Origin of the sequence: Hyphobacterium vulgare, assembly GCF_042643335.1 — a bacterium.
In the GTDB taxonomy this organism is placed as follows: Bacteria; Pseudomonadota; Alphaproteobacteria; order Caulobacterales; family Maricaulaceae; genus Hyphobacterium; species Hyphobacterium vulgare.
The window spans coordinates 37855-57779 of sequence record NZ_JBHRSV010000002.1 but is presented as its reverse complement, the minus strand read 5'-3'; the positions used below and the strand labels follow the sequence as shown (position 1 = coordinate 57779).

Below are 19925 nucleotides of genomic sequence, written 5' to 3'. Positions count from 1 at the left end.
CCCTAGATTTTTGGATGAGGTTAACCCCAATATGTTGTTAATCGAGCCTCGGGCCGCGGGCCGGCTCGCCTAACACCGCATCGCCGAAGGGGAACGCGTCCATGTCCGCCGAATCGCCGCTTCCGAGCCTCCTGACCTCGAGCCATTCCTACAAGCCGTTCCGCTATCCGTGGGCGTACGAGTTCTGGAAGAAGCAGCAGCAGGTCCACTGGATGCCGGAAGAGGTGCCGCTGGGCGAGGACTGCAAGGACTGGGCGACCAAGCTGTCGGACAATGAGCGCAATCTGCTCACCCAGATCTTCCGTTTCTTCACGCAGTCCGACGTGGAAGTGAACGACAATTACATGGAGCGCTATGCGCGCGTCTTCAAACCGACAGAAGTGAAGATGATGCTGTCGGCCTTCTCCAACATGGAGACGATCCATATCGCCGCCTATGCGCTGCTGCTCGAAACCATCGGCATGCCGGACAACGAGTTCTCGGCCTTCATGGATTACGAGGCGATGCGCGACAAGCATGACTACATGCAGCGTTTCGGGGTCGACACCGAGGCCGACATCCTGCGCACGCTGGCCATGTTCGGCGCCTTCACAGAGGGGCTGCAGCTGTTCGCCAGCTTCGCGATGCTGATGAATTTCCCGCGTCTCAACAAGATGAAGGGGATGGGCCAGATCGTGTCCTGGTCGGTGCGCGACGAGTCGCTGCACTGCGAAGGCATGATCAAGCTGTTCCACGAGTTCGCGAACGAGACCGGCGCGCTGACCAAGTCGGTGCAGGACGACATCGTGGAAAACTGCCGCACCGTCGTGATGCTGGAGGACAAGTTCATCGATCTTGCCTTCGAGATGGGCGAGGTCGAGGGCATGAATGCGGCCGACATCAAGTCCTACATCCGCTACATCGCCGACTGGCGCCTGCGCCAGCTGAAGCTGCCGGCGCTCTACGGCGCGAAGGAGCATCCGCTGCCCTGGCTGACGGAAATCCTCAACGGGGTGGAACACGCCAATTTCTTCGAGGCGCGCGCGACGGAATATTCCAAGGGCGCGACCAAGGGCGACTGGCACGGGGCGGAGGGCGTGTGGGCGTCCTTCGACAAGATGAAGACGCGCAACACGCTTCCGGCGGAGTGAGTTTCCCTTTACGGGGCGCGAGGTGCGAGTCTAGAAGCGGTCGATGGAAAACCGATTCAAGACCGCAAAGACACCCGCGGAGGCGATCGACCGCCTCCAGACCATCTACGACGCATCGACCGGACGCCTGCAGACGGCGCTGAAGGCCTATATCGAGGACGGGACACCGCCCGATCCCAAGGCCCGCGCCCGGGGCGCCTTCGCCTATCCCGAACTGCGCGTGACCTATGAGACGGAGGGCTCGCCGCCGCCGATCAGCCGCGCCTTCGGCAAATTCTCCGAACCCGGCGTCTACCGTCTGGCGATTACCCAGCCCTCGCTGTTCCGGGACTATCTCGAAGACCAGCTCTCGCTGCTGCAGGACCAGTATCCGATCACGATCGAGACCGGCCCGTCGGACGAGGAGATCGCCTTTTCCTACGTGCTCGACGGCTCGCAGGAAATCGATCTCGACAAGGCGAGCGCGGCCGATCTCGTCCGCCACTTCCCCTATGCCGATCTGGCGCGGATCGACGACGCCGTGCCGAACGGCGAGCGCAGCCCGGTTCCGGGCGAGCCGCGGCCGCTGGCCCTGTTCGACGCGCCGCGTGTGGATTATTCGCTGCAGCGCATCCGGCACTATACCGGCACGCCCTATGAGGACGTGCAGCAATTCATCCTGTTCACCAACTACCACCGCTATGTCGACGCCTTCGTGGCCTGGGCGATCCGCCAGCTGAAGGAAGACAACGAGTACGAGTCGCTGTCGGCGGCCGGCTTTGTCACCGTCGACGCCCGGACGCGCAATCCGCGCGCCGCGGTCGAAGGCGCGCCCTGGCGGCGCTTCCAGATGCCGGCCTATCACCTGAAGGCGCCGGGCGGGCGGGGCATCACGCTGGTGAATATCGGCGTCGGCCCGTCGAATGCGAAGACGATCACCGATCACCTGGCCGTGCTGCGCCCGCAATGCTGGCTGATGATCGGCCATTGCGGCGGCCTGCGGCATTCGCAGCGGCTCGGCGATTACGTCCTCGCCCACGCCTATCTGCGCTACGACCGCGTGCTCGACCGCGACCTGCCGCTGGAGATCCCGGTGCCGCCGATCGCGGAAATCCAGATCGCGCTCGCCGATGCGGTCAAGGCGGTGAGCGGTGATAGCGGCGAGGACCTGAAACGCCGTCTGCGAACCGGCACGGTGGCCACCTATGCCGACCGGAACTGGGAGCTGCGCTTCCACGCCGAGGCGCGCCGGATCAACCAGTCGCGCGCCATCGCAGTGGACATGGAATCGGCGACGATCGCGGCCAATGGTTTCCGGCTGCGCGTGCCCTATGGCACGCTCTTGTGCGTCTCGGACAAGCCGCTGCACGGCGAGCTGAAACTGCCCGGCGCGGCAAACCTCTTCTATCAGCGCTCGGTCAGCGAACACCTGATGGCGGGGATCGAGACGATCGAGATCCTGAAGCGCGACGATGCCGCCGCGCTGCATTCGCGCAAACTCCGCAGCTTTGACGAGCCACCCTTCCGATGAGCGCCCGCGCCGAACCGAAATACGCCTGGCTGGGCCGCGCCGCGATCGAGGCGATCCTGATCGTCTTCGCCGTCGTGCTCGGCTTCATCGTCAACGAATGGCGCGAAGATGTCGCCGACCGGCGCGCCGCGAATTCGGCGCTGGTGCGGATCGCCGAAGAGATGGAGGCCAATGCCAACGCCTTGCGGCAAGTGGTGGGCTATCACGAGACAGTCGCCGAGCGGGTCGGCGAGGCCATTGCCCGGATCGAGCGCGGCGAGGTGCCGGAAGACGGGGTTCTGTTCGACGTCCTACCGTCAATCCTGACGCGCGGCATCCAGGAGCCCCGCCTGACCAGCGTGGCGTGGGACTATGCCAGTGCGCGCGGCGATCTCGATCCGGTCGAATATACGCTGATCGCCGATATCGCGCTGATCTATGTCGCGCAGCAGGGCGGGGCGGATGCGACCTGGCGCGCGATCGCCGACACGTTTTTCGGGTCGGTGGAATCGCTCGAGACCCAGCCGCTGATTCCGCGCCTCAGGCTGATGCAGTTCGCCTTCACCGAGCTTGCCGCGCAGGAGCGCTATCTGATCGGTCTCTACGACCGGCAGATCGAGGATGTCCGCGCGGCGCTGGAGTGAGGCCGAATACGCACGTTACAAACTTGTTCGGCTTCGCCGCTTGCCCCCCGCGCCCCTGCGATTTAGGTGATGCGCCATGAGCCGTGTGATTGCCTTCGACGGAATCCGGAATTTTCGCCATTTCGGCGAGTACGGAACGCGTGACGGACGCACGGTCCGCCGCGGCCTCTACCGTTCCGGACATTTTGCGCGGGCCTCGAACGAGGATATCGCGCGGCTGACCGACATGCGGCTGACGCTGGTCACGGATCTGCGCCGTCCGCTGGAGCGCGAGCGCGAACCGTCGCGCTGGGACGACGTGCTCAATCCGCGCGTGCTGTCGTCGAGTATCGCGGGACACGCCGAGCCGCCGCACATGGCCTTCCTGCGCGAAGGCGATCTCAGCGCGAAGGGCATTCGTGACTTCATGCTGGCGACCTATCGCCGGCTTCCGACCGATCCGGGCAACAGGCAGGCCTTTGCCGCCGGCTTGCGTGCCCTGGCCGATCACGCCTCCAGCGAATCCTTCGTTGTGCACTGCGCCGCGGGCAAGGACCGGACGGGGATCTTCTGCGCCATGGCGCTGGAACTGGCCGGGGTCGATCGCGGCACGGTGATCGAGGATTATCTGATGACCAATTCGGCGGTCGATTACGACCGCCTGGTTCCGGAAGTCGCTGCCAATATTGCCGACCGGACGGGCCGTGCGGTCGAGGAAAATTCCATGCGGATATTCCTCGGCGTCGATGGCGACTATCTCAACGAAGCCTTCGGTGTGATGGGCAGTGCGGAAGCCTATATGCGCACCGAACTCGGCTTGTCCGACGACGAGATTGCCCGGCTGCGTACCGCGCTGGTGCGGGGGTGACCACCGCCGCCCGGGCGGTCCGTCCCCTGGACTGGATCGACCCACTCGATGCCCTGTCCGTCTTTCAGTCGCACACCGGAACATTGCTGCTCAGCGGCGGTCCGAATTCACAGTCCTTTCTCTTCCCCGGTCCCGCCTCGCCCTTTCCCATCGGCAAGGCCGGAATGCAGGACGGGGGCTGGTTTGACGCGATGGGCGCGGCGCGCAACGCCGCCGCCGCCGGCGACCGGGTGGCGGGGCTGTTCGAATACGAGGCGGCGCGGACCTTCAATGCGCCGCACTGGTCGCCTGACAGACCGCCGATTCATCTCTTCGCCTATCGCGCCTGGCTTCGCTTTGATCCGATGAAGCGCCAGCTGACGCTGGAGGGCTGGCAGACGGCGGCGCGCGATATCGAGCGCCGGCTTGCGGAAGCTTCCGCGTGCGGTCACGTCGCTTCTCCGTCCGGCCGGTTCGAGCCTGTGTGGGGCAAGGCGCGCTACCTTCAGGCCTGCCGCGCCATCCTCGACCACATCCGGGCGGGCGACATCTATCAGACCAATCTGTCCCAGCCCTTTGCCGGGCGGCTGGGGTCCGGTGATACGCCGTTCGACCTGTTCCGCCGCCTCACGGCGAACAGTCCGGCGCCGCACGGGGCGTGGCTTCGCCTGTCGCCGGAGCGGGTGGTCGTCACCAATTCTCCTGAGCGCTTCCTGAAGCTCGACACCGGTGTGGCGGAAGCCCGTCCGATCAAGGGGACACGGCCGCGCGGCGCGACGCCCGAGGAGGATGCGGCGCTGAGAGCCGAGCTCGCGGCGAGCGTGAAGGACCGGGCGGAAAACCTGATGATCGTCGATCTGATGCGCAACGACCTGTCGCGGGTCTGTGCGCCCGGATCGGTCAGCGTGCCGGAATTGTTCAAGGTGGAAAGCTACGCCAATGTGCATCATCTCGTCTCGGCGGTCTCGGGGCGGCTGGCCGAGGGCAAGGATGCGCTCGACCTGCTGGCGGCGGCCTTTCCGCCCGGATCGATCACCGGCGCGCCCAAATTGCGCGCGATGGATATCCTGAGCGATCAGGAAGGCGAGGCGCGCGGCGCCTATTGCGGGGCGCTGGGGTGGATCGGCGACCGCGCGCAATCGATGGATTTCAACGTCATGATCCGCACTCTGACACTCGATGCCGATGCGTCCGGCTGGCGCGTGACGGCCCGGTCGGGCGGGGCGATCACGATCGATTCCGATCCGGAAGCCGAATACGCCGAGACTCTGGCCAAGGCCTCGGCGCTGAAGAAGGCGGTGACCGGATGATGCGCAGCTGGGACGGGCCGGGATGGCGGGAATTCGAAGCCGGCGACATTGCGCCCGACGATCGCGGCTTTCTGCTTGGCGACGGTGTATTCGAGACGATGCGGGTGGCGGGTGGCCAGATCCGCTATTCCGCCGCACACCGCGCGCGCTTCGAGGCGGCCGGCGCGGCGCTCGATCTGGTCAGTCCGGCGCCCTGGCCAGCGGTCGAGGCCGAAGCAGCCGGTTTGCCGGACGGCGCAACATTGCGCCTGACGCTGACACGCGGGCCGGGACCGCGCGGGGTATCGCCTTTCCCTGACAATCACGCGCGGCTGTTCCTCGCGGATTTTCCGCCCGCAACCGGACCGACGTCGGTCACGCTCCAGATCTCCGCGATCCGCCGTTCGCCCGCCAGCCTGGCCTGTCGTCACAAGACGCTGAGCTATGCCGACAATGCGGCGGCGCGGCGCGAAGCCGTGGCGGCCGGTGCGGACATGGCGCTGCTCCTGACGGCGGAGGGGCATGTCTCCGGCGCGGACTGCGCCAATGTGTTCTGGATGTCCGGCGATACGGTCTTCACACCGTCGGCCGATTGCGCGATCCGACCGGGCGTGATGCGCGAAGCGGTCCTGAAAGAGGCGGCGCGGTCCGGTCTCGAGGTCAGGGAAGGGCGTTTCGAGGCCGGTGTGCTGGCGCGGGCGGGCGCCATTTTCGTGACGAATGCCGCAACGGGGCTGGTGCCGGTACAGGCGCTTGACGGCCGTGCCGTCAAGACCGGGCATCCGGCAATGCTGGCGCTTCGGGAGGCGGTTTCTACTGCCGGCTGACCACCAGCGAGCGGCGCGGGCGCAGATAGAAGGTTTCCGCGATATCGAACCGGCCGACACCGATTTCGGCGAAGGCCGAATCGTAGCGATAGGAGACCTCGACCATGATGATCGAGCGGCCGGGCGAAAGGATGCCGGTCGGAGGTGTGTAGCGTGTGCCTTCGCCGAGCGGCGTCATGCCGCGCGCATCGCTCCAGTCGACCTCGGCGTCGCCGGTCAGATTCATCGTGACCGAGGAAATGCGGATCTGCAGCGGGGTTCCGGGATGGGGGGCGACGAGCACCGGCCCCGCCGCCAGGATCTGGGCCATCTCGTCATCGGTGATGACGTCGTCCTGGGCCACGAGGTCGGCGAGCGCGCTGGCCGTCGAGGTCACCTTGCGGTCGACACCGAGCGCCAGGCTGACTTCCACGACACCGAGATAGAACAGCATCATGATCGGGGCTATCAGGGCGAATTCGACCGCCGAGACGCCGTCCTGACGACGCGCGAGTGAGCGAATGAAGCGGATCATGGCGCGCATCATCAGTCCCACGGCTCGTTGCGGAACACGGTCGCCGAGGTGATCAGGCGCTCATTGTTCGACATGTTGGACATCGAATTCAGGAAATTCGGCATCAGCATCGGCCAGCGGTAGAAGACACGCACCATCACGATGTCGCCGGCATCGCCGGGATCGAATCCCATGTCGTCGGTCTGAAGGTCACCGTCTTCATTGACCGGGTCCGTGACGGCGACCGTGTCGAAATCGGCGAAGACGCGAACGTCGAAGTCGAGGCGGGCGCAATCAGCGATGACTTCGATCCGGGTGCAGACGGCGTCGCGGAATCCGTCGGCGTCCATGCCGCCGGCCTGAACCTGACCGGTGCGGATCTCGCGGGCGGATTCCAGCACCGCATTCTCGATCACCGTCGCGGCAAAGAAGACCGCCGCGATTTCGATCAACGCCATGAGAAAAAAGAAGAACGGTCCGGCAATGAGGGCAAATTCGACCGCCGTCGCCCCTTTCCGATCCCGCCGGAATGCTCTGAGTCTGCGCGCGAGTTGCATGGGTCCAACCGTCATCCGTTGAGGAGACTGTCGCCCATCTCACTTAAATGCGCGTAAAGTCCGGTGGTTAACGGATCATTCCTGACCGCCGGCGAGCGGGGCGCTGCCGCCATCGCCCGCGGCGAGGGCCTGGGCGGCCGCCTGTAGCCGGGTATTGCCCTGGTTGGACAGGGCGTCGAAACGCTCCGGATCGTCGCCGATCGCCGGGATCGCCTCGCACTGCGCGCCGCAGGCATAGGTCGTGCGGTTCGCCCCCCTATAGAGAGTCACGCCGCCATCGGGCGTGCCACCCACGACGACATCCTGCGCGTAGATCACGCGCCCGCGCGCGTCGAGCGCGATGATGTTGGTGCGGCCGTGCAGCCGGCCGGTGAGGATCAGGGTGTTGCGGTCGTGGATCACGGCATCGGCGACCGACGGGTTGCCGATCACGACCGTGTAGGCCGGTGCCGGCAGTCGCACGACGTCCGCATGGTCGGCTTCGAGATAGCGCTGCTGCGCGGCAGCCGTGCCGGTGAGGGCAAGCGCGGCGAGCGAGGCAAGAACGAGATGACGCATGGCGTCCTCCGCAGGTCTGGATCCGGCCGACAGGAAACCGCGCCCGCGTGAAGACTTTCTAAACGGAGCCGTATGGAAGTTACCAATTCTTTTTGAATATTCTTGGTTAGCCTTCTTTAACCATAGTCCAGGTTCTTGCATGTAAAGACATAATTAAGCATGCGCTTTAACGTGGCTGAAAGGCTCTTCGTGTTTGATGGCGTCACTTCGGGAGATGTCGGGACGGACTGACCCGGGTGGATGTGTGCTAGCAACACGGGAGAGACCCAAATGAAAATGATTTCGCGCTTCTTCAATGACGAGTCGGGTGCCACGGCCATCGAGTATGGTCTGATCGCGGCGCTCATCGCGGTGGTGATCATCGGTGCCGTTACGGCGCTGGGCACCGGTGTCCGCGACAACCTGCAGACGGTTGCCGACGCGATCTAATCGCGACGACCAGGACTGTAGTCAAAGAAATGGGCCGCCTGGAGATATCCGGGCGGCCCTTTTCCTTTTCGCGTTAAGCCAAAGGCAAGAGCCGCCGGGTTAAGACGAACGTCCGAACACAGCCGGAGTGTCATCGTGGCCGCGCAATACATGCTTCTCGTCTTCGTCTTCCTGATGGCTTTCGCGGCGATCAAGGACGCGATGAGTTTCACCATTCCGAACTGGCTCAACGGGGCGATCGTACTGCTGTTTCCGGTCGCGGCGGTCGCCTTCGGGATGAGCTGGGCGGAGTTCGGCCTTCACCTCGCGGTCGGGGCGGGTGCGCTGGTCCTCGGCATGGCGCTGTTCGCGCCCGGCTGGATCGGCGGCGGCGACGCGAAACTGATCGCGGCGGCGGCGCTCTGGTTCGGCTGGCCGGACGCGGCGATGTTCCTGGCCAAGTCGGCGCTCATGGGCGGCGCACTGGCCGTCATTCTCCTGATGTTGCGCCGGATGGTGCCGGCCACGCGGCTTTCGGCAGGCTGGGTCGCGAAGACTCCGCTCGCGGAGGGCGCGCCCGCACCTTACGGAATTGCGCTCGCCGCGGGGGCATTCTGGACGCTTCCGGGTAGCACGCTGTTAACGCTGGCTCTGGGCTAGCTGCGCGAAGTCGCGAGGCCCATGGCATTGCGGCGTAAATCTTAACGCCCCTTTGAGAATTTCCGAGTCTGATCGCACGCGGAGACCTGTATCCGAGGGGACGTGCCGCGATGAATTCAGCCCGGATTCTGATCCTTGCGTTGGCCGCTGTCGCGGCCGCCGCTGCGGCGTATTTCGTGTATCGAAGTTCCGCCGCGCCGGAACCGCAAATCGTTGAAAGGCCTGTGGAAAGGGCGCCCGCCGTTCGCGTGCTCGCGGCTCGGGGCGATCTTGAGACCGGTCAACGCGTCAGCGCTTCGGATCTGTATTGGCAGCCCTGGCCCGAAGAGGCGGTCAGCCCCGCCTACGTGACCGAATCACGCTCGCCGGATGCGATCGGGGAATTCACGGGAGCGATCGTTCGCGCCTCCATCGCGCAGGGCGAACCGATCACGCCGCGCAAGCTGGTTCCCGCGGGCGAGTCCGGCTTCATGTCGGCGGTGCTTTCGCCGGGCATGCGTGCCGTGGCCGTGCCGCTTTCGGCAGAAACCGGGGCCGGCGGCTTCATCCTGCCGAACGACCGGGTCGATGTGATCGTCACCTATGAGCAGGACGGGCGCGAATCCTACGGGCGCGGCGGCGGATTCATCGCCGAGACCGTGGTGGAAAACACCCGCGTGCTGGCGATCGACCAGATCTTTGGTGAAGACGAGGAAGAAGGCGCGGTGGTCGGATCGACCGCGACGCTTGAGCTTACGCCCGACCAGGCCCGTGCCGTATCGCTGGCCGTGGCACGCGGCGAAGTCTCGCTGGCGCTGCGCAGCCTGAGTGACGGCGAAGGCGGTCCGCGCCTGTCTGTCGTGGAAGTTCCTGCCCGCACCGAAGCCGAGGTCGATCGCGACCGCGGCCGCAACACGATGACGGTCTATCGCTATGGTCAGCGCCAGGATGTGGCGCTCGGCGACGGAGGGCAGTGACATGCTGGCTCGGCTCGTCCTCGCATCCGCGCTTGTCGCTTTCGCACCGATTGCCGCCGCGCAGTCCGGTGAGACCTCGACGCGGCAGGTGCATATCGTCTCCTCTGGCGACGGTCCGGCCGCACAGACGCTGAACCTGCCGGCCTCGCAGGCGGCGATCGTCCATCTGCCGGTCGATGCCGTCGATGTCCTGGTGACCAATCCGGAAGTCGCCGATGCGGTGATCCGTACGCCACGCCGGGCCTATCTGCTCGGCCTCACCACGGGGTCGACCAACGCCTTCTTCTTCGATGCCAGCGGCGAGCTCATTCTCGACCTGCAGATCCGCGTCGACCGGGATTTCGGTGCGCTGCGCGACCAGATCGCGCGCCTCCTGCCGGACTCGCGCATCGAGGTGGATGCGATGAACAACCGCATTGTGCTGTCCGGCTCGGCGCCTGACGCGGCTTCGGCGGATGCTGCCCGCCGGCTGGCCCAGCAATGGGTCGACGATCCCGAACACGTTCTGTCGATGATCGCCGTGGAAGGCCGTCAGCAGGTGATGCTGCGGGTCCGCGTGGTGGAAATGCAGCGCACCATCGTGCGCCAGCTGGGTATCGACCTGTCGGCCGCGGCCCAGCTCGACGATCTCGCCGTGTCGGTGGCGACCGCCAACGAATTCTCGCTGGTCGGGCGTTCGCTCGGCGGTCTGTCGGCCAATCTCGACTACACCAATACGGGCGGCGGCGATCTCTCGAGCGCCGGCGGGCTGATCCAAGCCCTCGAACGGATCGGTCTGGTCCGGACGCTGGCCGAGCCGAACCTGACGGCGACGTCCGGCGAGTCGGCGAATTTTCTCGCCGGCGGCGGTGAATTCCCGGTCCCGACCGGGCGCGACCGCGACGGCAATATCATGGTCGAATACAAGCAGTTCGGGGTCGGCCTCGGCTTCACGCCGATTGTGCTGTCGGAAGGGCGAATCTCGCTCCGGATCTCGACGGAAGTCTCCGAGCTTTCGAGTCAGGGTGCGCTGCAGCTGGGTGAAACCGTGGTGCGCGACGACCAGGGCAATGTCATCGGAACCGTTCCGGGCGTCACCATTCCGGCGCTGAACGTGACGCGCGCGGAAACGACGGTGGAGCTGCCCTCCGGAGGCAGCCTCGTACTCGCCGGACTGATCCAGGAAGAAACCCGCCAGAATCTCGACGGCATTCCGGGGATCCAGAACATTCCCGTGCTGGGTGCGCTGGCGCGCTCGCGCGATTTCGAGAACCAGGAAACCGAGCTTGTCATCATCGTGACGCCCTATCTGGTCGATCCGACCAATGATGCGGCGATCTCGACACCGGAAGACGGCTACGCGACCGCAAGCGAGATCGAGACCCTGTTCTTCGGGCACATCAACCGCGCCTATGGCGTGCCGGGAGCCGACACGGACGGCCGCTCCTGGCGCGGTCCGATCGGCTTCATTCTCGACTAGGGAGAGACAAGGATGACCCGCATCACTCTGCTGCTTCTGTCAGCCGCCGGTCTGGCCCTGTCGGGCTGCTACACCATGCCGCGCGACCGCGCCGGCGATCTGCCCCAGCCTTATGTGACACAGGAAACCGCGCGCTTCGAACTGGCGATGAGCGCGAATGAGGGCGGGCTCGCCTGGTCGCAGATGGGCGCGTTCTCCGCCTTCATCGACGCCTACCGCACCGACGGGGCCGGCCCGCTGGTCGTGACCTTTCCGGACGGCGTGACCGATGCCGAAGTGGCCGACGGTGCGATGAGCGAACTCTACGCCTATCTCGACGGCCGCGGGATCGGCGCACATGTGATCGCGTCGGGCGCGTATGACGCGCAAGGATCGCCGATCGCGCCGATCATTGTCAGCTACATGGTCTATGCAGCCCACGCGCCGCGCGAATGCGAGAATCTCGGCTGGTCGAACCTGGCCGGCGAGTTCGACAACCGCGCCTATCCGCGTTTCGGCTGCGCCACCGCTGCGAATTATGCGGCTATGGTCGGCAATGCCTACGACCTGGTCGGACCATCGAGCTCGGCCCCGGCCGATGCCGGACGCAATGCGACGATCATGGACCGCTGGCGCGCGGGTCAGCCGACCTCGTCGCAGCGGAGCGAAGACGAAAGCGGCGCGGTCAGCCAGGTGGCGGAATAGGTGAATGGCAGGCAATCGGATGGCTGAATCCCACGCATACGAAGACGACGGCTTCCTCGACGGCGACGATGAATTCATCGACGCGGAGGATGTCGAGCGCCGGATTCTCGGCGAACTCGATGCCCCTTCGGCGCGAGACAAATTCGCCGGGCCGGCGCGTCCGTCGGGCGGGCATCGCCCGTTCGGCGGGATGCAGGCCGCATCCGGCGGCGGCCGCGAAGCCGAGCGCTATGACGATTTCGAGTTCGACGACACGCCCGCCGAGCCGGTGCGCGAAGCACCGCGCAAGCGCGCCGCGTTCGACGCCAGCGAATACGAGATGGACGTGCCGCTGTCTCCCGTGGCGGGCGATGCCGCCTATGGCGAGATCGACAATACGCTGTCGGACCAGCCCGTCCCCCGGATCGCGATCCATGCCTTCTGCGAGCGCCCGGAGACCGGCGCGCTGATGCATCACGCAGCGGGAGACCGCCGGATGCACAAGGCCCATGTCGAGGTCGAACTGGGCGGCCTGCCGGCGGCGATCGAGCGGTTCCACGATTCCTCGACGCCGAACCTGCTGATCGTCGAGTCCGGCATGCGCGGGCAGGGCCTGTTCGACCAGCTCGAGGAACTGGCCAGCGTCTGCGACCCCGATACCAAGGTCATCATCATCGGCGCGGCGAACGACATCGCGCTCTATCGCGAACTGATGAAGCGCGGCGTCAGCGAATATCTCGTGCCGCCGATGACGCCGCTGCATGTCATCCGGGCGATTTCCGGCCTCTATCTCGATCCCGAGGCGCCGTTCGCGGGCAAGTCGGTCGCCTTCATCGGCGCCAAGGGCGGCGTCGGGGCCTCGACCGTTGCCCACAACACGGCATGGTGCGTATCGGAGGGGCTCGACAGCGATTGCGTGCTGGTCGATCTCGACCTGTCGTTCGGAACCGCCGGTCTCGACTTCAACCAGGACCCGGCCCAGACGCTGGGCGACGCGCTGCTCGAACCGGACCGTCTCGACGACGCGCTGCTCGACCGCCTTCTGGTGCGCTGCACCGACAAGCTGTCGCTGTTTTCCGCGCCGGCCACTCTGGACAAGGACTGGGACTTCCCGCCCGACGTCTATGACATGGTGCTGGACAAGGTCCGTCGGCAGGCGCCCTTCATGGCGCTTGACCTGCCGCACACCTGGTCGCCCTGGGTGCGTCATACCCTGCTCGGTGCCGACCAGGTGGTTGTCACCGTGACGCCAGATCTCGCCTCGCTCAGGAATGCCAAGAATCTGTTCGACCTCGTCGCCGCGGCGCGGCCGAACGACGAATTGCCGAAGGTCGTGGTGAACATGGCCGGTGTTCCGAAGCGGCCGGAGATTCCGATCAAGGACTTCGCCGAGGCCCTCGGCACGCCGCCGGCCCTGGTGCTGCCGTTCGAACCGCAATTGTTCGGCAAGGCGGCCAATAACGGTCAGATGATCGCGGAGGTCGACCCGAAATCGAAAGCGGCCGAAGGCTTTGCCCATCTCGCTTCGCTGATTTCCGGCCGGGTTTCGACGCCGACGCGCAAATCCATGATTTCGAAACTGTTCGGGAGATAGACCCGGACCATGTTCGGTAAACGCGACGCCACGACGATCCAGCGGCCCGCCCCGGCTCCCGCGCCGACGACGCCTGCCCCGAAGGCCGAGGCGCCGCGACCCGCCGCGCCGGCACCGAAACCCGCGCCCAAGCCCGCGCCGAAACCTGTGGCCGCCGCGCCTCAGCCGGCTGCCAAACCGGCGCAGAAGCCCGGCGGTCCCGCTCCGCGGAGCGCGCCGGCACGGTCGGGCGGACCGACCGAGCAGTATTACGCCATCAAGACAACAATCTTCAACGCGCTGATCGACACGATCGATCTCGGTGCGCTGGCGCAGCTCGACGCCGAGACGGCGGCGGAGGAAATCCGCGACATCGTCACCGAGATCATCTCGATCAAGAATGTCGCGATGTCGATCGCCGAGCAGGAACAGCTGCTCCAGGACATCTGCAACGACGTTCTGGGCTATGGCCCGCTCGAACCCCTGCTGGCGCGCGACGACATCGCCGACATCATGGTCAATGGCGCGGGCGACGTCTTCATCGAAGTCAACGGCAAGGTCGAGAAGACGAATATCCGCTTCCGCGACAACGGCCAGCTGATGAATATCTGTCAGCGGATCGTGAGCCAGGTCGGCCGCCGGGTCGATGAATCGAGCCCGATCTGCGACGCGCGCCTGGCTGACGGCAGCCGGGTCAACGTCATCGCGCCGCCGCTGGCGCTCGACGGCCCGACGCTGACGATCCGGAAATTCAAGCGCGACAAGCTGCGCATGGACAATCTGGTCGAGTTCGGCTCGATCACGCCGGCCGGGGCCCGGGTTCTGGGCGTTATCGGCCGGTCGCGCTGCAATGTGCTGATCTCCGGGGGTACCGGCTCGGGCAAGACCACTCTGCTCAACACGATGACCGCCTTCATCGAGGAAGACGAGCGCATCATCACCTGCGAGGACGCCGCGGAACTGCAGCTGCAGCAGCCCCACGTGGTGCGCCTGGAAACCCGGCCGCCGAACCTCGAAGGGTCCGGCCAGGTGACGATGCGCGACCTCGTCAAGAACTGCCTGCGCATGCGCCCCGAACGCATCATCGTCGGCGAGGTGCGCGGACCGGAAGCCTTCGATCTGCTGCAGGCGATGAATACCGGTCACGACGGGTCGATGGGCACGCTGCACGCCAACAGTCCGCGCGAAGCCCTGTCGCGTATTGAATCGATGATCACGATGGGGGGGTATAACCTCCCGTCCAAGACGATCCGGGAAATGATCTCGGGGTCGATCGACGTGATCGTGCAGGCCGCGCGGATGCGCGACGGCACGCGGAAAATCACGCACATCACCGAGGTGATGGGCATGGAAGGTGATGTCATCGTCACCCAGGATCTCTTCGTCTACGAGATCGAGGGCGAGGACGAGCACGGCAAGATCAAGGGCAAGCATGTCTCGACCGGGATTGCGCGTCCGAAATTCTGGGACCGCGCCCGCTACTACGGAATGGAACGCGAACTGGCCCAGGCCCTCGACGAGTCGGAGGCCTAGTCGTGGGTCCCGATCCCGTCCTCATCGCCGCCGCGATCGCCGCCTTCATCGCGGTGGGCGGGGTCGGCTGGGTCGCGACCGGTGCCATGGGCGACAACCGGGCGGCGCGCCAGCGCAAGGCGATTGCGATCGGCGGGGCGGCCGGCCGCGGCGGTGCGCGACGGGCAACCGTCGTTGATCAGACGCAGCAGCGCCGCAAGCAGGTGCAGGACAGCCTCAAGGAACTCGAAAAGCGCCAGAAGGACCAGCGCAAGAAGACGCTGTCACTCAAGGCGAAGATCGAACAGGCGGGGATGAGCTTCTCGCCGACGACGTTCTGGATCGCCTCGCTGGTGGTCGGCGTCATCGGTGTCGGTGTCTCGCTCTATTTCGGCCAGTCCCTGCTGGTCTCGCTCGCGTCCGGGGTCGGTACAGGCCTCGGCATGCCGCGCTGGTTCCTCGGCATGCGCTGCAAGGGCCGGCAGAAGAAATTCACCGCCGAATTCGCCAATTCGCTCGACATCATCGTGCGCGGCGTGAAGTCGGGCCTGCCGCTGAACGAGTGCCTGAAGATCATCGCGCGCGAATCCCCCGACCCGATCGGCCCGGAATTCGCGCGCCTCGTCGAAGCCCAGTCGATGGGCGTGTCGATCGAGGACGGCATGAAGAAGATGGTCGAGCGCATGCCGCTGCCGGAACTGAACTTCTTCGCCACCGTGCTGCTGATCCAGCAGAAGTCGGGCGGCAATCTCGCCGAGGCGCTGTCGAACCTGTCCGCCGTGCTGCGCGCGCGCAAGATGATGCGCGAGAAGATCGGTGCGCTGTCGTCGGAGGCCAAGGCGTCGTCGATGATCATCGGCGCGTTGCCGCCGGGTGTGCTGGGCATCGTCTATTTCACGACGCCGTCCTACATGAACGCGATGTTCGTCGAGCCGAAGGGCCAGCTGATGCTGCTCGGCGGTGCCATCTGGATGGGTCTCGGCATCCTGATGATGCGCGGCATGATCAACTTCAAGCACTGACGAGGAGGCCATGGACGACATCGCCGAACTCGTCACCGACCCCAGCTTCCTGTGGGCCACGATCGCCGCGCTGATGGTGTTCGCCACCATCGTGACGCTGACCGTCCCGATGATGGGGGCGGACAAGCTCGACAAGCGGATCAAGTCTGTCCAGAACCGCCGCGAAGAGCTGCGCCGCAAGTCGCGCGAGGCGATCGAGAAAAATTCGTCGAAACTGCGCGGGCAGGAAAAGCGCACGCTGATCCGCCAGGTGGTCGAAAGCCTCAACCTGCAGAAGCTGTTCGAGGATCCGGCGATCAAGGAAAAGCTGGGCCAGGCCGGTTTCCGCGGCAATGGCCCGGTGATGACCTTCTATTTCTTCCGGCTGGCCGCACCGATCATCCTGTTCGCCGGGGCGACGCTCTATCTGATGTTCGTCAATGATTTCGGCCTGCCGACGATCACGCGCTGGTGTGCGGCGCTGGGGCTCGGCATGCTCGGCTATTACGCGCCGAACCTGTATGTGACCAATGCGGCCCAGAAGCGGCGCGAATCGATCATGACGTCGTTTCCGGACGCGCTCGATCTGCTGCTGATCTGCGTGGAATCCGGCATGTCGATCGAGGCGGCCTTCCAGAAAGTGTCGGGCGAGATCGGCAGCCAGTCGATCGAACTGGCCGAGGAATTGTCGCTCACAACGGCGGAGCTGTCCTACCTCCAGGACCGCCGCATGGCCTACGAAAACCTCGCCAAGCGGACCAATCATCCCGGCGTCAAGGCGGTCGCGACCGCGCTGATCCAGGCCGAACGCTATGGCACGCCGCTGGGCCAGGCGCTGCGCGTCATGGCCAAGGAAAATCGCGACATGCGCCTGGCCAACGCCGAGAAGAAGGCCGCCTCGCTGCCGGCCAAGCTGACGGTCCCGATGATCGTCTTCTTCCTGCCGGTACTGTTTGTCGTCATTCTCGGACCGGCCTATCTCCGTTACCAAGGCCTGTGACGAAACCTCACATTCGGGTTAGTTAGGCGGGAAGGCGGCCGATCAGGGCCGCGGGGAAAGGCGTTCATGATTCTCCGGCGCACATCGCCAGACAAGCACAGGGAAGCGGTCGAGACGGCGCGCCGCGCGTCGCAGGAGGCCATGCGTGCCCTGTGGGAGGATGATGCCAAGCGTGCCCGGACCGAATTGACCGCCGCGCCGAAGAAGCTGGATTTCGCCGAGATCGGCTGGCGCGTGGCGCTGGTGTCCGCCCTGGTCGAGCTCAAGCTGGGCAAGGTGAAGGCCGGCGTGACGGCGCTGGAAAAGGTCATCGACCGGCTCGACGAAACCGATCTCAGCCGCGACGACAAGGGCTATCTGCGCCTGTTCGCGCTCTACCGGGCTTCCGAAGCCTCGAAGGACAACCGCGCCCCGGCCTCGCTGCGCGAGCGCGTCGAGCATTTCCGCTTCGACCAGACGCTGATCGACCCGGAGATCAAGGCCGACTTCCCCTTGAAGAAGATCGAGGACAAGCCGGTCGACCCGCCGCCCCCGCCGCGGTCGAGCGGCGAAATCGAGTTTTAGCGCGCGCCATCCCCCCGGATGGCATCCCAGCGGCGCTGGGTGGTCAGCATGGAACGGACATAGGCCATGTTGGCCTCGGCGGTTTCCACGCTGACATCGGTGCGGGCAAGGCGTTCGGCTTCATCGAACCGGCCCTGCAGCGCGATCACCAAAGCCAGATTCTGCCGCACCTGCGCGCCGGCGCCGGGCCGCGCGATCGCCTCGCGCAGCATGATTTCGGCCTGCTCGGCCTGGCCGCCCATGGCGTAGGATAAAGCGAGATTGGACAGGATGGCCGCCTCGCCGGGAGCGATGGCGAGCGCTTCGCGGAAGCGGTTGCGCGCTTCTTCGGAGAGACCGGCGACCTCGTAGGCGACGCCGAGCGCATTGATGATCCGCCAGTCGCCGGGCCGTGCGGCGCGGGCGCGCGACAGCGGTTCGATCGCCGTGCCGCCCCGGCCGGATGTCGTCAGTGACAGGCCGTAGAGGTAGAGAAGATCGGCATCGTCGGGGTAGAGCGCCATCGACTGGCGGGCGACGTCGGAGGCGCGCTGCTCATTGCCGAGAGCGCGCAGGATGCGGACGAATTCGATTGCGGCTTCGCGGTCGCCGGGATTGAGGTCGTGCTGTTCGGCCCAGAAGGCGGCCTGGGTCAGCAGGTCCTGGGTGCGGATCGCCTGGCGTTCCGCCTGCCCGGCCGGCACGATGGTTGCCCGCGCTTCCATCGCCGTGGCCAGTTCCTGCTCTTCGGCCGTGCGTGATGTGGCGCAGGCGGAAAGTGCGGCACACACCAATGCGGCAAGGCCGAGACGGGTAACGGAATCGTAGCGGGGCATGGGCTTTCCTCTTTCAGAGGTGCGAATCGCGCCATTCAGGCCCTTGATCGTCGGGCCAGCCCGTCAAAAATGCCTTAACAAAGCCTTTCCGGTTTTCACCCGCCCCTGAAGGGAGCCCATCCGTGACCGACCTGTTCGCGACTTCGCGCGAATCCCAGCATCGCAGCGTGCGCCTGATCCGTGCCAGCCATCTCGACGAGGACCTGTCCGCGCTCGGCGAGGGCGCGCGCGACCTGTTGAAGCGGGGCGGTTTTTCAGGCCGGCCCGGTCAGATCGCTTCGCTGCCGGAAGGATCAGGCGCCGACGCCGTGGCCGGTGTCGGCCTGGCCAATGACCCGCAGGCGCTCGGCCCGGCGGCGCTCGGCCTGGCCGAAGGTGTCTGGCGGCTCGAAGGCCCGCTTCATGGTCTCGATCCGACACTGCTCGCCATCTCCTGGGCGATGGGCGGCTATCAGTTCGCGCGCTACAAGACCTGGCCGCGCCAACCCGCGAAGCTGATGCCGGTCGAGGGCGCGGACATGGCGGAGGCCAAGCGCGTCGCCCGATCGATCCACCTGGTGCGCGACCTGGTGAATACGCCGGCGCAGGACATGGGGCCGCACGCGCTGCAGGACGCGGTTGCCGCGCTGGCCAAGGAATTCGGCGGCAAGTCGAAGGCGACCACGGGCGACAAGCTGCTGAAGGACAATTACCCGATGATCCACGCCGTCGGCCGAGCCGCGGCGGAGGCCCCGCGCCTGATCGAGCTGGAATGGGGCGATCCTGCCCATCCGCTGGTGGCGCTGGTGGGCAAGGGCATCACCTTCGACAGCGGCGGGCTCGACATCAAGCCGTCCGCCGGCATGCGGCTGATGAAGAAGGATATGGGCGGCGCGGCCAATGCGATGGGGCTGGCGCGACTGATCATGGACGCGAAACTGCCGGTGCATCTGAAGCTCTATGTCGCCGCGGCGGAGAATGCGATCGGCGCCGGAGCGTTCCGGCCGGGCGATGTGCTCGCCTCGCGCAAGGGGCTGACGGTCGAGATCGACAACACCGATGCGGAAGGCCGTCTGGTACTGGGTGATGCGATCGCCCGCGCGGTCGAGGACGAGCCGGACCTGCTGCTCGACTTCGCGACCCTGACCGGCGCGGCGCGCGTCGCGCTCGGGCCGGACCTGGCACCCTTCTATTCCAACGATCCGGCATTGTCGGACGCGATCTCGCGCGGCGGTGTGGCCGCCAATGACCCGGTCTGGCAGATGCCGCTCTGGGACAATTACGACAGCTGGCTCGACGGCAGTATCTCGGACCTGAAGAATGCTGCGTCCGGCGGGTTTGCCGGTTCGATCACGGCGGCGCTCTTCCTGCGGCGCTTCGTCGGCAAGACGCGCTGGGCGCATTTCGACATCTTTGCCTGGAACCCGGAGGACCGGCCGGCCCGCCCCAAGGGCGGGGAGATGCTGGGCTCGCGCGCGGCCTGGGCGATGCTCAAGGAACGCTACGGGAAGGGGAAATAGGC

21 protein-coding genes are annotated in these 19925 nt (G+C 65.8%); 17 read left to right on the top strand and 4 right to left on the bottom strand.

Annotation, left to right across the window (positions count from 1 at the left end; genetic code table 11):
- Positions 1 to 101: 101 nt before the first annotated feature.
- The 6 genes from ACFOOR_RS04335 to ACFOOR_RS04310 all read left to right on the top strand — a co-directional run bounded on the left by ACFOOR_RS04335 (position 102) and on the right by ACFOOR_RS04310 (position 6205).
- A complete protein-coding gene (locus ACFOOR_RS04335) occupies positions 102 to 1130 on the top strand; it encodes a ribonucleotide-diphosphate reductase subunit beta (RefSeq protein ID WP_343165045.1) in 1029 nt (342 codons plus the stop codon).
- A gap of 43 nt (positions 1131 to 1173) precedes the next feature.
- The gene (locus ACFOOR_RS04330) at positions 1174 to 2640 is read left to right on the top strand and encodes an AMP nucleosidase (RefSeq protein WP_343165046.1); all 1467 of its coding nucleotides are present in this window, start codon (positions 1174 to 1176) and stop codon (positions 2638 to 2640) included.
- Complete coding sequence (locus ACFOOR_RS04325; protein ID WP_343165047.1) at positions 2637 to 3263, top strand: hypothetical protein; 627 nt, start codon at positions 2637 to 2639, stop codon at positions 3261 to 3263. The genes ACFOOR_RS04330 and ACFOOR_RS04325 overlap by 4 nt, the downstream gene beginning before the upstream one ends.
- Before the next feature lie 76 nt (positions 3264 to 3339).
- Positions 3340 to 4110: a tyrosine-protein phosphatase gene (locus tag ACFOOR_RS04320; RefSeq protein WP_343165048.1), complete on the top strand. Its 771-nt coding sequence runs from the start codon at positions 3340 to 3342 to the stop codon at positions 4108 to 4110.
- Positions 4107 to 5399 (top strand): aminodeoxychorismate synthase component I, encoded by a 1293-nt coding sequence (pabB, locus tag ACFOOR_RS04315; RefSeq protein WP_343165049.1) that lies wholly within the window; start codon positions 4107 to 4109, stop codon positions 5397 to 5399. The genes ACFOOR_RS04320 and pabB overlap by 4 nt, the downstream gene beginning before the upstream one ends.
- Entirely contained in the window at positions 5396 to 6205 is an 810-nt protein-coding gene (locus ACFOOR_RS04310) for an aminotransferase class IV (RefSeq protein ID WP_343165050.1), read from the top strand. Before pabB ends, ACFOOR_RS04310 begins: the two co-directional genes overlap by 4 nt.
- Here the strand turns inward: ACFOOR_RS04310 and ACFOOR_RS04305 are convergent.
- From ACFOOR_RS04305 to ACFOOR_RS04295, 3 genes are all read right to left on the bottom strand, one after another.
- Positions 6192 to 6719 (bottom strand): TadE/TadG family type IV pilus assembly protein, encoded by a 528-nt coding sequence (locus ACFOOR_RS04305; RefSeq protein ID WP_343165051.1) that lies wholly within the window; start codon positions 6717 to 6719, stop codon positions 6192 to 6194. The genes ACFOOR_RS04310 and ACFOOR_RS04305 overlap by 14 nt on opposite strands.
- 11 nt (positions 6720 to 6730) lie before the next feature.
- The gene (locus ACFOOR_RS04300; RefSeq protein ID WP_380213860.1) at positions 6731 to 7255 is read right to left on the bottom strand and encodes a TadE/TadG family type IV pilus assembly protein; all 525 of its coding nucleotides are present in this window, start codon (positions 7253 to 7255) and stop codon (positions 6731 to 6733) included.
- 75 nt (positions 7256 to 7330) lie between these two features.
- Complete coding sequence (locus ACFOOR_RS04295; RefSeq protein ID WP_343165053.1) at positions 7331 to 7813, bottom strand: pilus assembly protein N-terminal domain-containing protein; 483 nt, start codon at positions 7811 to 7813, stop codon at positions 7331 to 7333.
- Between the two features lie 270 nt (positions 7814 to 8083).
- Here ACFOOR_RS04295 and ACFOOR_RS04290 point away from each other — a divergent pair, with 270 nt between their 5' ends.
- From ACFOOR_RS04290 to ACFOOR_RS04245, 10 genes are all read left to right on the top strand, one after another.
- Positions 8084 to 8242 carry a Flp family type IVb pilin gene (locus ACFOOR_RS04290; protein ID WP_343165054.1) on the top strand — a complete coding sequence of 53 codons (159 nt, stop codon included), beginning with the start codon at positions 8084 to 8086 and terminating at the stop codon, positions 8240 to 8242.
- 135 nt (positions 8243 to 8377) lie between these two features.
- Positions 8378 to 8881 carry an A24 family peptidase gene (locus tag ACFOOR_RS04285; RefSeq protein WP_343165055.1) on the top strand — a complete coding sequence of 168 codons (504 nt, stop codon included), beginning with the start codon at positions 8378 to 8380 and terminating at the stop codon, positions 8879 to 8881.
- Between the two features lie 110 nt (positions 8882 to 8991).
- Complete coding sequence (gene cpaB / locus ACFOOR_RS04280; RefSeq protein WP_343165056.1) at positions 8992 to 9837, top strand: Flp pilus assembly protein CpaB; 846 nt, start codon at positions 8992 to 8994, stop codon at positions 9835 to 9837.
- 1 nt (position 9838) lies between these two features.
- Positions 9839 to 11296: a type II and III secretion system protein family protein gene (locus ACFOOR_RS04275; protein ID WP_343165057.1), complete on the top strand. Its 1458-nt coding sequence runs from the start codon at positions 9839 to 9841 to the stop codon at positions 11294 to 11296.
- A gap of 12 nt (positions 11297 to 11308) precedes the next feature.
- Positions 11309 to 11980: a CpaD family pilus assembly protein gene (locus ACFOOR_RS04270; protein ID WP_343165058.1), complete on the top strand. Its 672-nt coding sequence runs from the start codon at positions 11309 to 11311 to the stop codon at positions 11978 to 11980.
- A 19-nt stretch (positions 11981 to 11999) separates the two neighbouring features.
- The gene (locus ACFOOR_RS04265) at positions 12000 to 13553 is read left to right on the top strand and encodes an AAA family ATPase (RefSeq protein WP_343165059.1); all 1554 of its coding nucleotides are present in this window, start codon (positions 12000 to 12002) and stop codon (positions 13551 to 13553) included.
- A gap of 9 nt (positions 13554 to 13562) precedes the next feature.
- Positions 13563 to 15065, top strand: coding sequence for a CpaF family protein (locus ACFOOR_RS04260; protein ID WP_343165060.1), 1503 nt, complete (start codon positions 13563 to 13565; stop codon positions 15063 to 15065).
- Positions 15066 to 15067: 2 nt separating this feature from the next.
- Positions 15068 to 16066 (top strand): type II secretion system F family protein, encoded by a 999-nt coding sequence (locus ACFOOR_RS04255; protein WP_343165061.1) that lies wholly within the window; start codon positions 15068 to 15070, stop codon positions 16064 to 16066.
- A gap of 10 nt (positions 16067 to 16076) precedes the next feature.
- Positions 16077 to 17045, top strand: a complete 969-nt coding sequence (locus ACFOOR_RS04250; RefSeq protein ID WP_343165062.1) for a type II secretion system F family protein — start codon at positions 16077 to 16079, stop codon at positions 17043 to 17045.
- A gap of 66 nt (positions 17046 to 17111) precedes the next feature.
- Complete coding sequence (locus ACFOOR_RS04245; RefSeq protein WP_343165063.1) at positions 17112 to 17609, top strand: hypothetical protein; 498 nt, start codon at positions 17112 to 17114, stop codon at positions 17607 to 17609.
- Here the strand turns inward: ACFOOR_RS04245 and ACFOOR_RS04240 are convergent.
- Positions 17606 to 18424 (bottom strand): tetratricopeptide repeat protein, encoded by an 819-nt coding sequence (locus ACFOOR_RS04240; RefSeq protein ID WP_343165064.1) that lies wholly within the window; start codon positions 18422 to 18424, stop codon positions 17606 to 17608. The two genes, ACFOOR_RS04245 and ACFOOR_RS04240, sit on opposite strands and share 4 nt — an antisense overlap.
- A gap of 122 nt (positions 18425 to 18546) precedes the next feature.
- Between ACFOOR_RS04240 and ACFOOR_RS04235 the strand changes: the two genes are divergently transcribed.
- Positions 18547 to 19923: a leucyl aminopeptidase family protein gene (locus ACFOOR_RS04235; protein WP_343165065.1), complete on the top strand. Its 1377-nt coding sequence runs from the start codon at positions 18547 to 18549 to the stop codon at positions 19921 to 19923.
- Positions 19924 to 19925 lie beyond the last annotated feature (2 nt).

Coding starts and splice junctions, on each gene's coding strand:
- ACFOOR_RS04310 (WP_343165050.1), top strand. CDS start 5,396: ATGATGCGCAGCTGGGACGGGCCGGGATGGCGGGAATTCGAAGCCGGC.
- ACFOOR_RS04290 (WP_343165054.1), top strand. CDS start 8,084: ATGAAAATGATTTCGCGCTTCTTCAATGACGAGTCGGGTGCCACGGCC.
- ACFOOR_RS04330 (WP_343165046.1), top strand. CDS start 1,174: ATGGAAAACCGATTCAAGACCGCAAAGACACCCGCGGAGGCGATCGAC.
- ACFOOR_RS04250 (WP_343165062.1), top strand. CDS start 16,077: ATGGACGACATCGCCGAACTCGTCACCGACCCCAGCTTCCTGTGGGCC.
- ACFOOR_RS04275 (WP_343165057.1), top strand. CDS start 9,839: ATGCTGGCTCGGCTCGTCCTCGCATCCGCGCTTGTCGCTTTCGCACCG.
- ACFOOR_RS04260 (WP_343165060.1), top strand. CDS start 13,563: ATGTTCGGTAAACGCGACGCCACGACGATCCAGCGGCCCGCCCCGGCT.
- cpaB (WP_343165056.1), top strand. CDS start 8,992: ATGAATTCAGCCCGGATTCTGATCCTTGCGTTGGCCGCTGTCGCGGCC.
- ACFOOR_RS04295 (WP_343165053.1), bottom strand. CDS start 7,813: ATGCGTCATCTCGTTCTTGCCTCGCTCGCCGCGCTTGCCCTCACCGGC.
- ACFOOR_RS04305 (WP_343165051.1), bottom strand. CDS start 6,719: ATGATCCGCTTCATTCGCTCACTCGCGCGTCGTCAGGACGGCGTCTCG.
- ACFOOR_RS04240 (WP_343165064.1), bottom strand. CDS start 18,424: ATGCCCCGCTACGATTCCGTTACCCGTCTCGGCCTTGCCGCATTGGTG.
- ACFOOR_RS04265 (WP_343165059.1), top strand. CDS start 12,000: ATGGCTGAATCCCACGCATACGAAGACGACGGCTTCCTCGACGGCGAC.
- ACFOOR_RS04300 (WP_380213860.1), bottom strand. CDS start 7,255: ATGCAACTCGCGCGCAGACTCAGAGCATTCCGGCGGGATCGGAAAGGG.
- ACFOOR_RS04245 (WP_343165063.1), top strand. CDS start 17,112: ATGATTCTCCGGCGCACATCGCCAGACAAGCACAGGGAAGCGGTCGAG.
- ACFOOR_RS04320 (WP_343165048.1), top strand. CDS start 3,340: ATGAGCCGTGTGATTGCCTTCGACGGAATCCGGAATTTTCGCCATTTC.
- ACFOOR_RS04325 (WP_343165047.1), top strand. CDS start 2,637: ATGAGCGCCCGCGCCGAACCGAAATACGCCTGGCTGGGCCGCGCCGCG.
- ACFOOR_RS04335 (WP_343165045.1), top strand. CDS start 102: ATGTCCGCCGAATCGCCGCTTCCGAGCCTCCTGACCTCGAGCCATTCC.
- ACFOOR_RS04270 (WP_343165058.1), top strand. CDS start 11,309: ATGACCCGCATCACTCTGCTGCTTCTGTCAGCCGCCGGTCTGGCCCTG.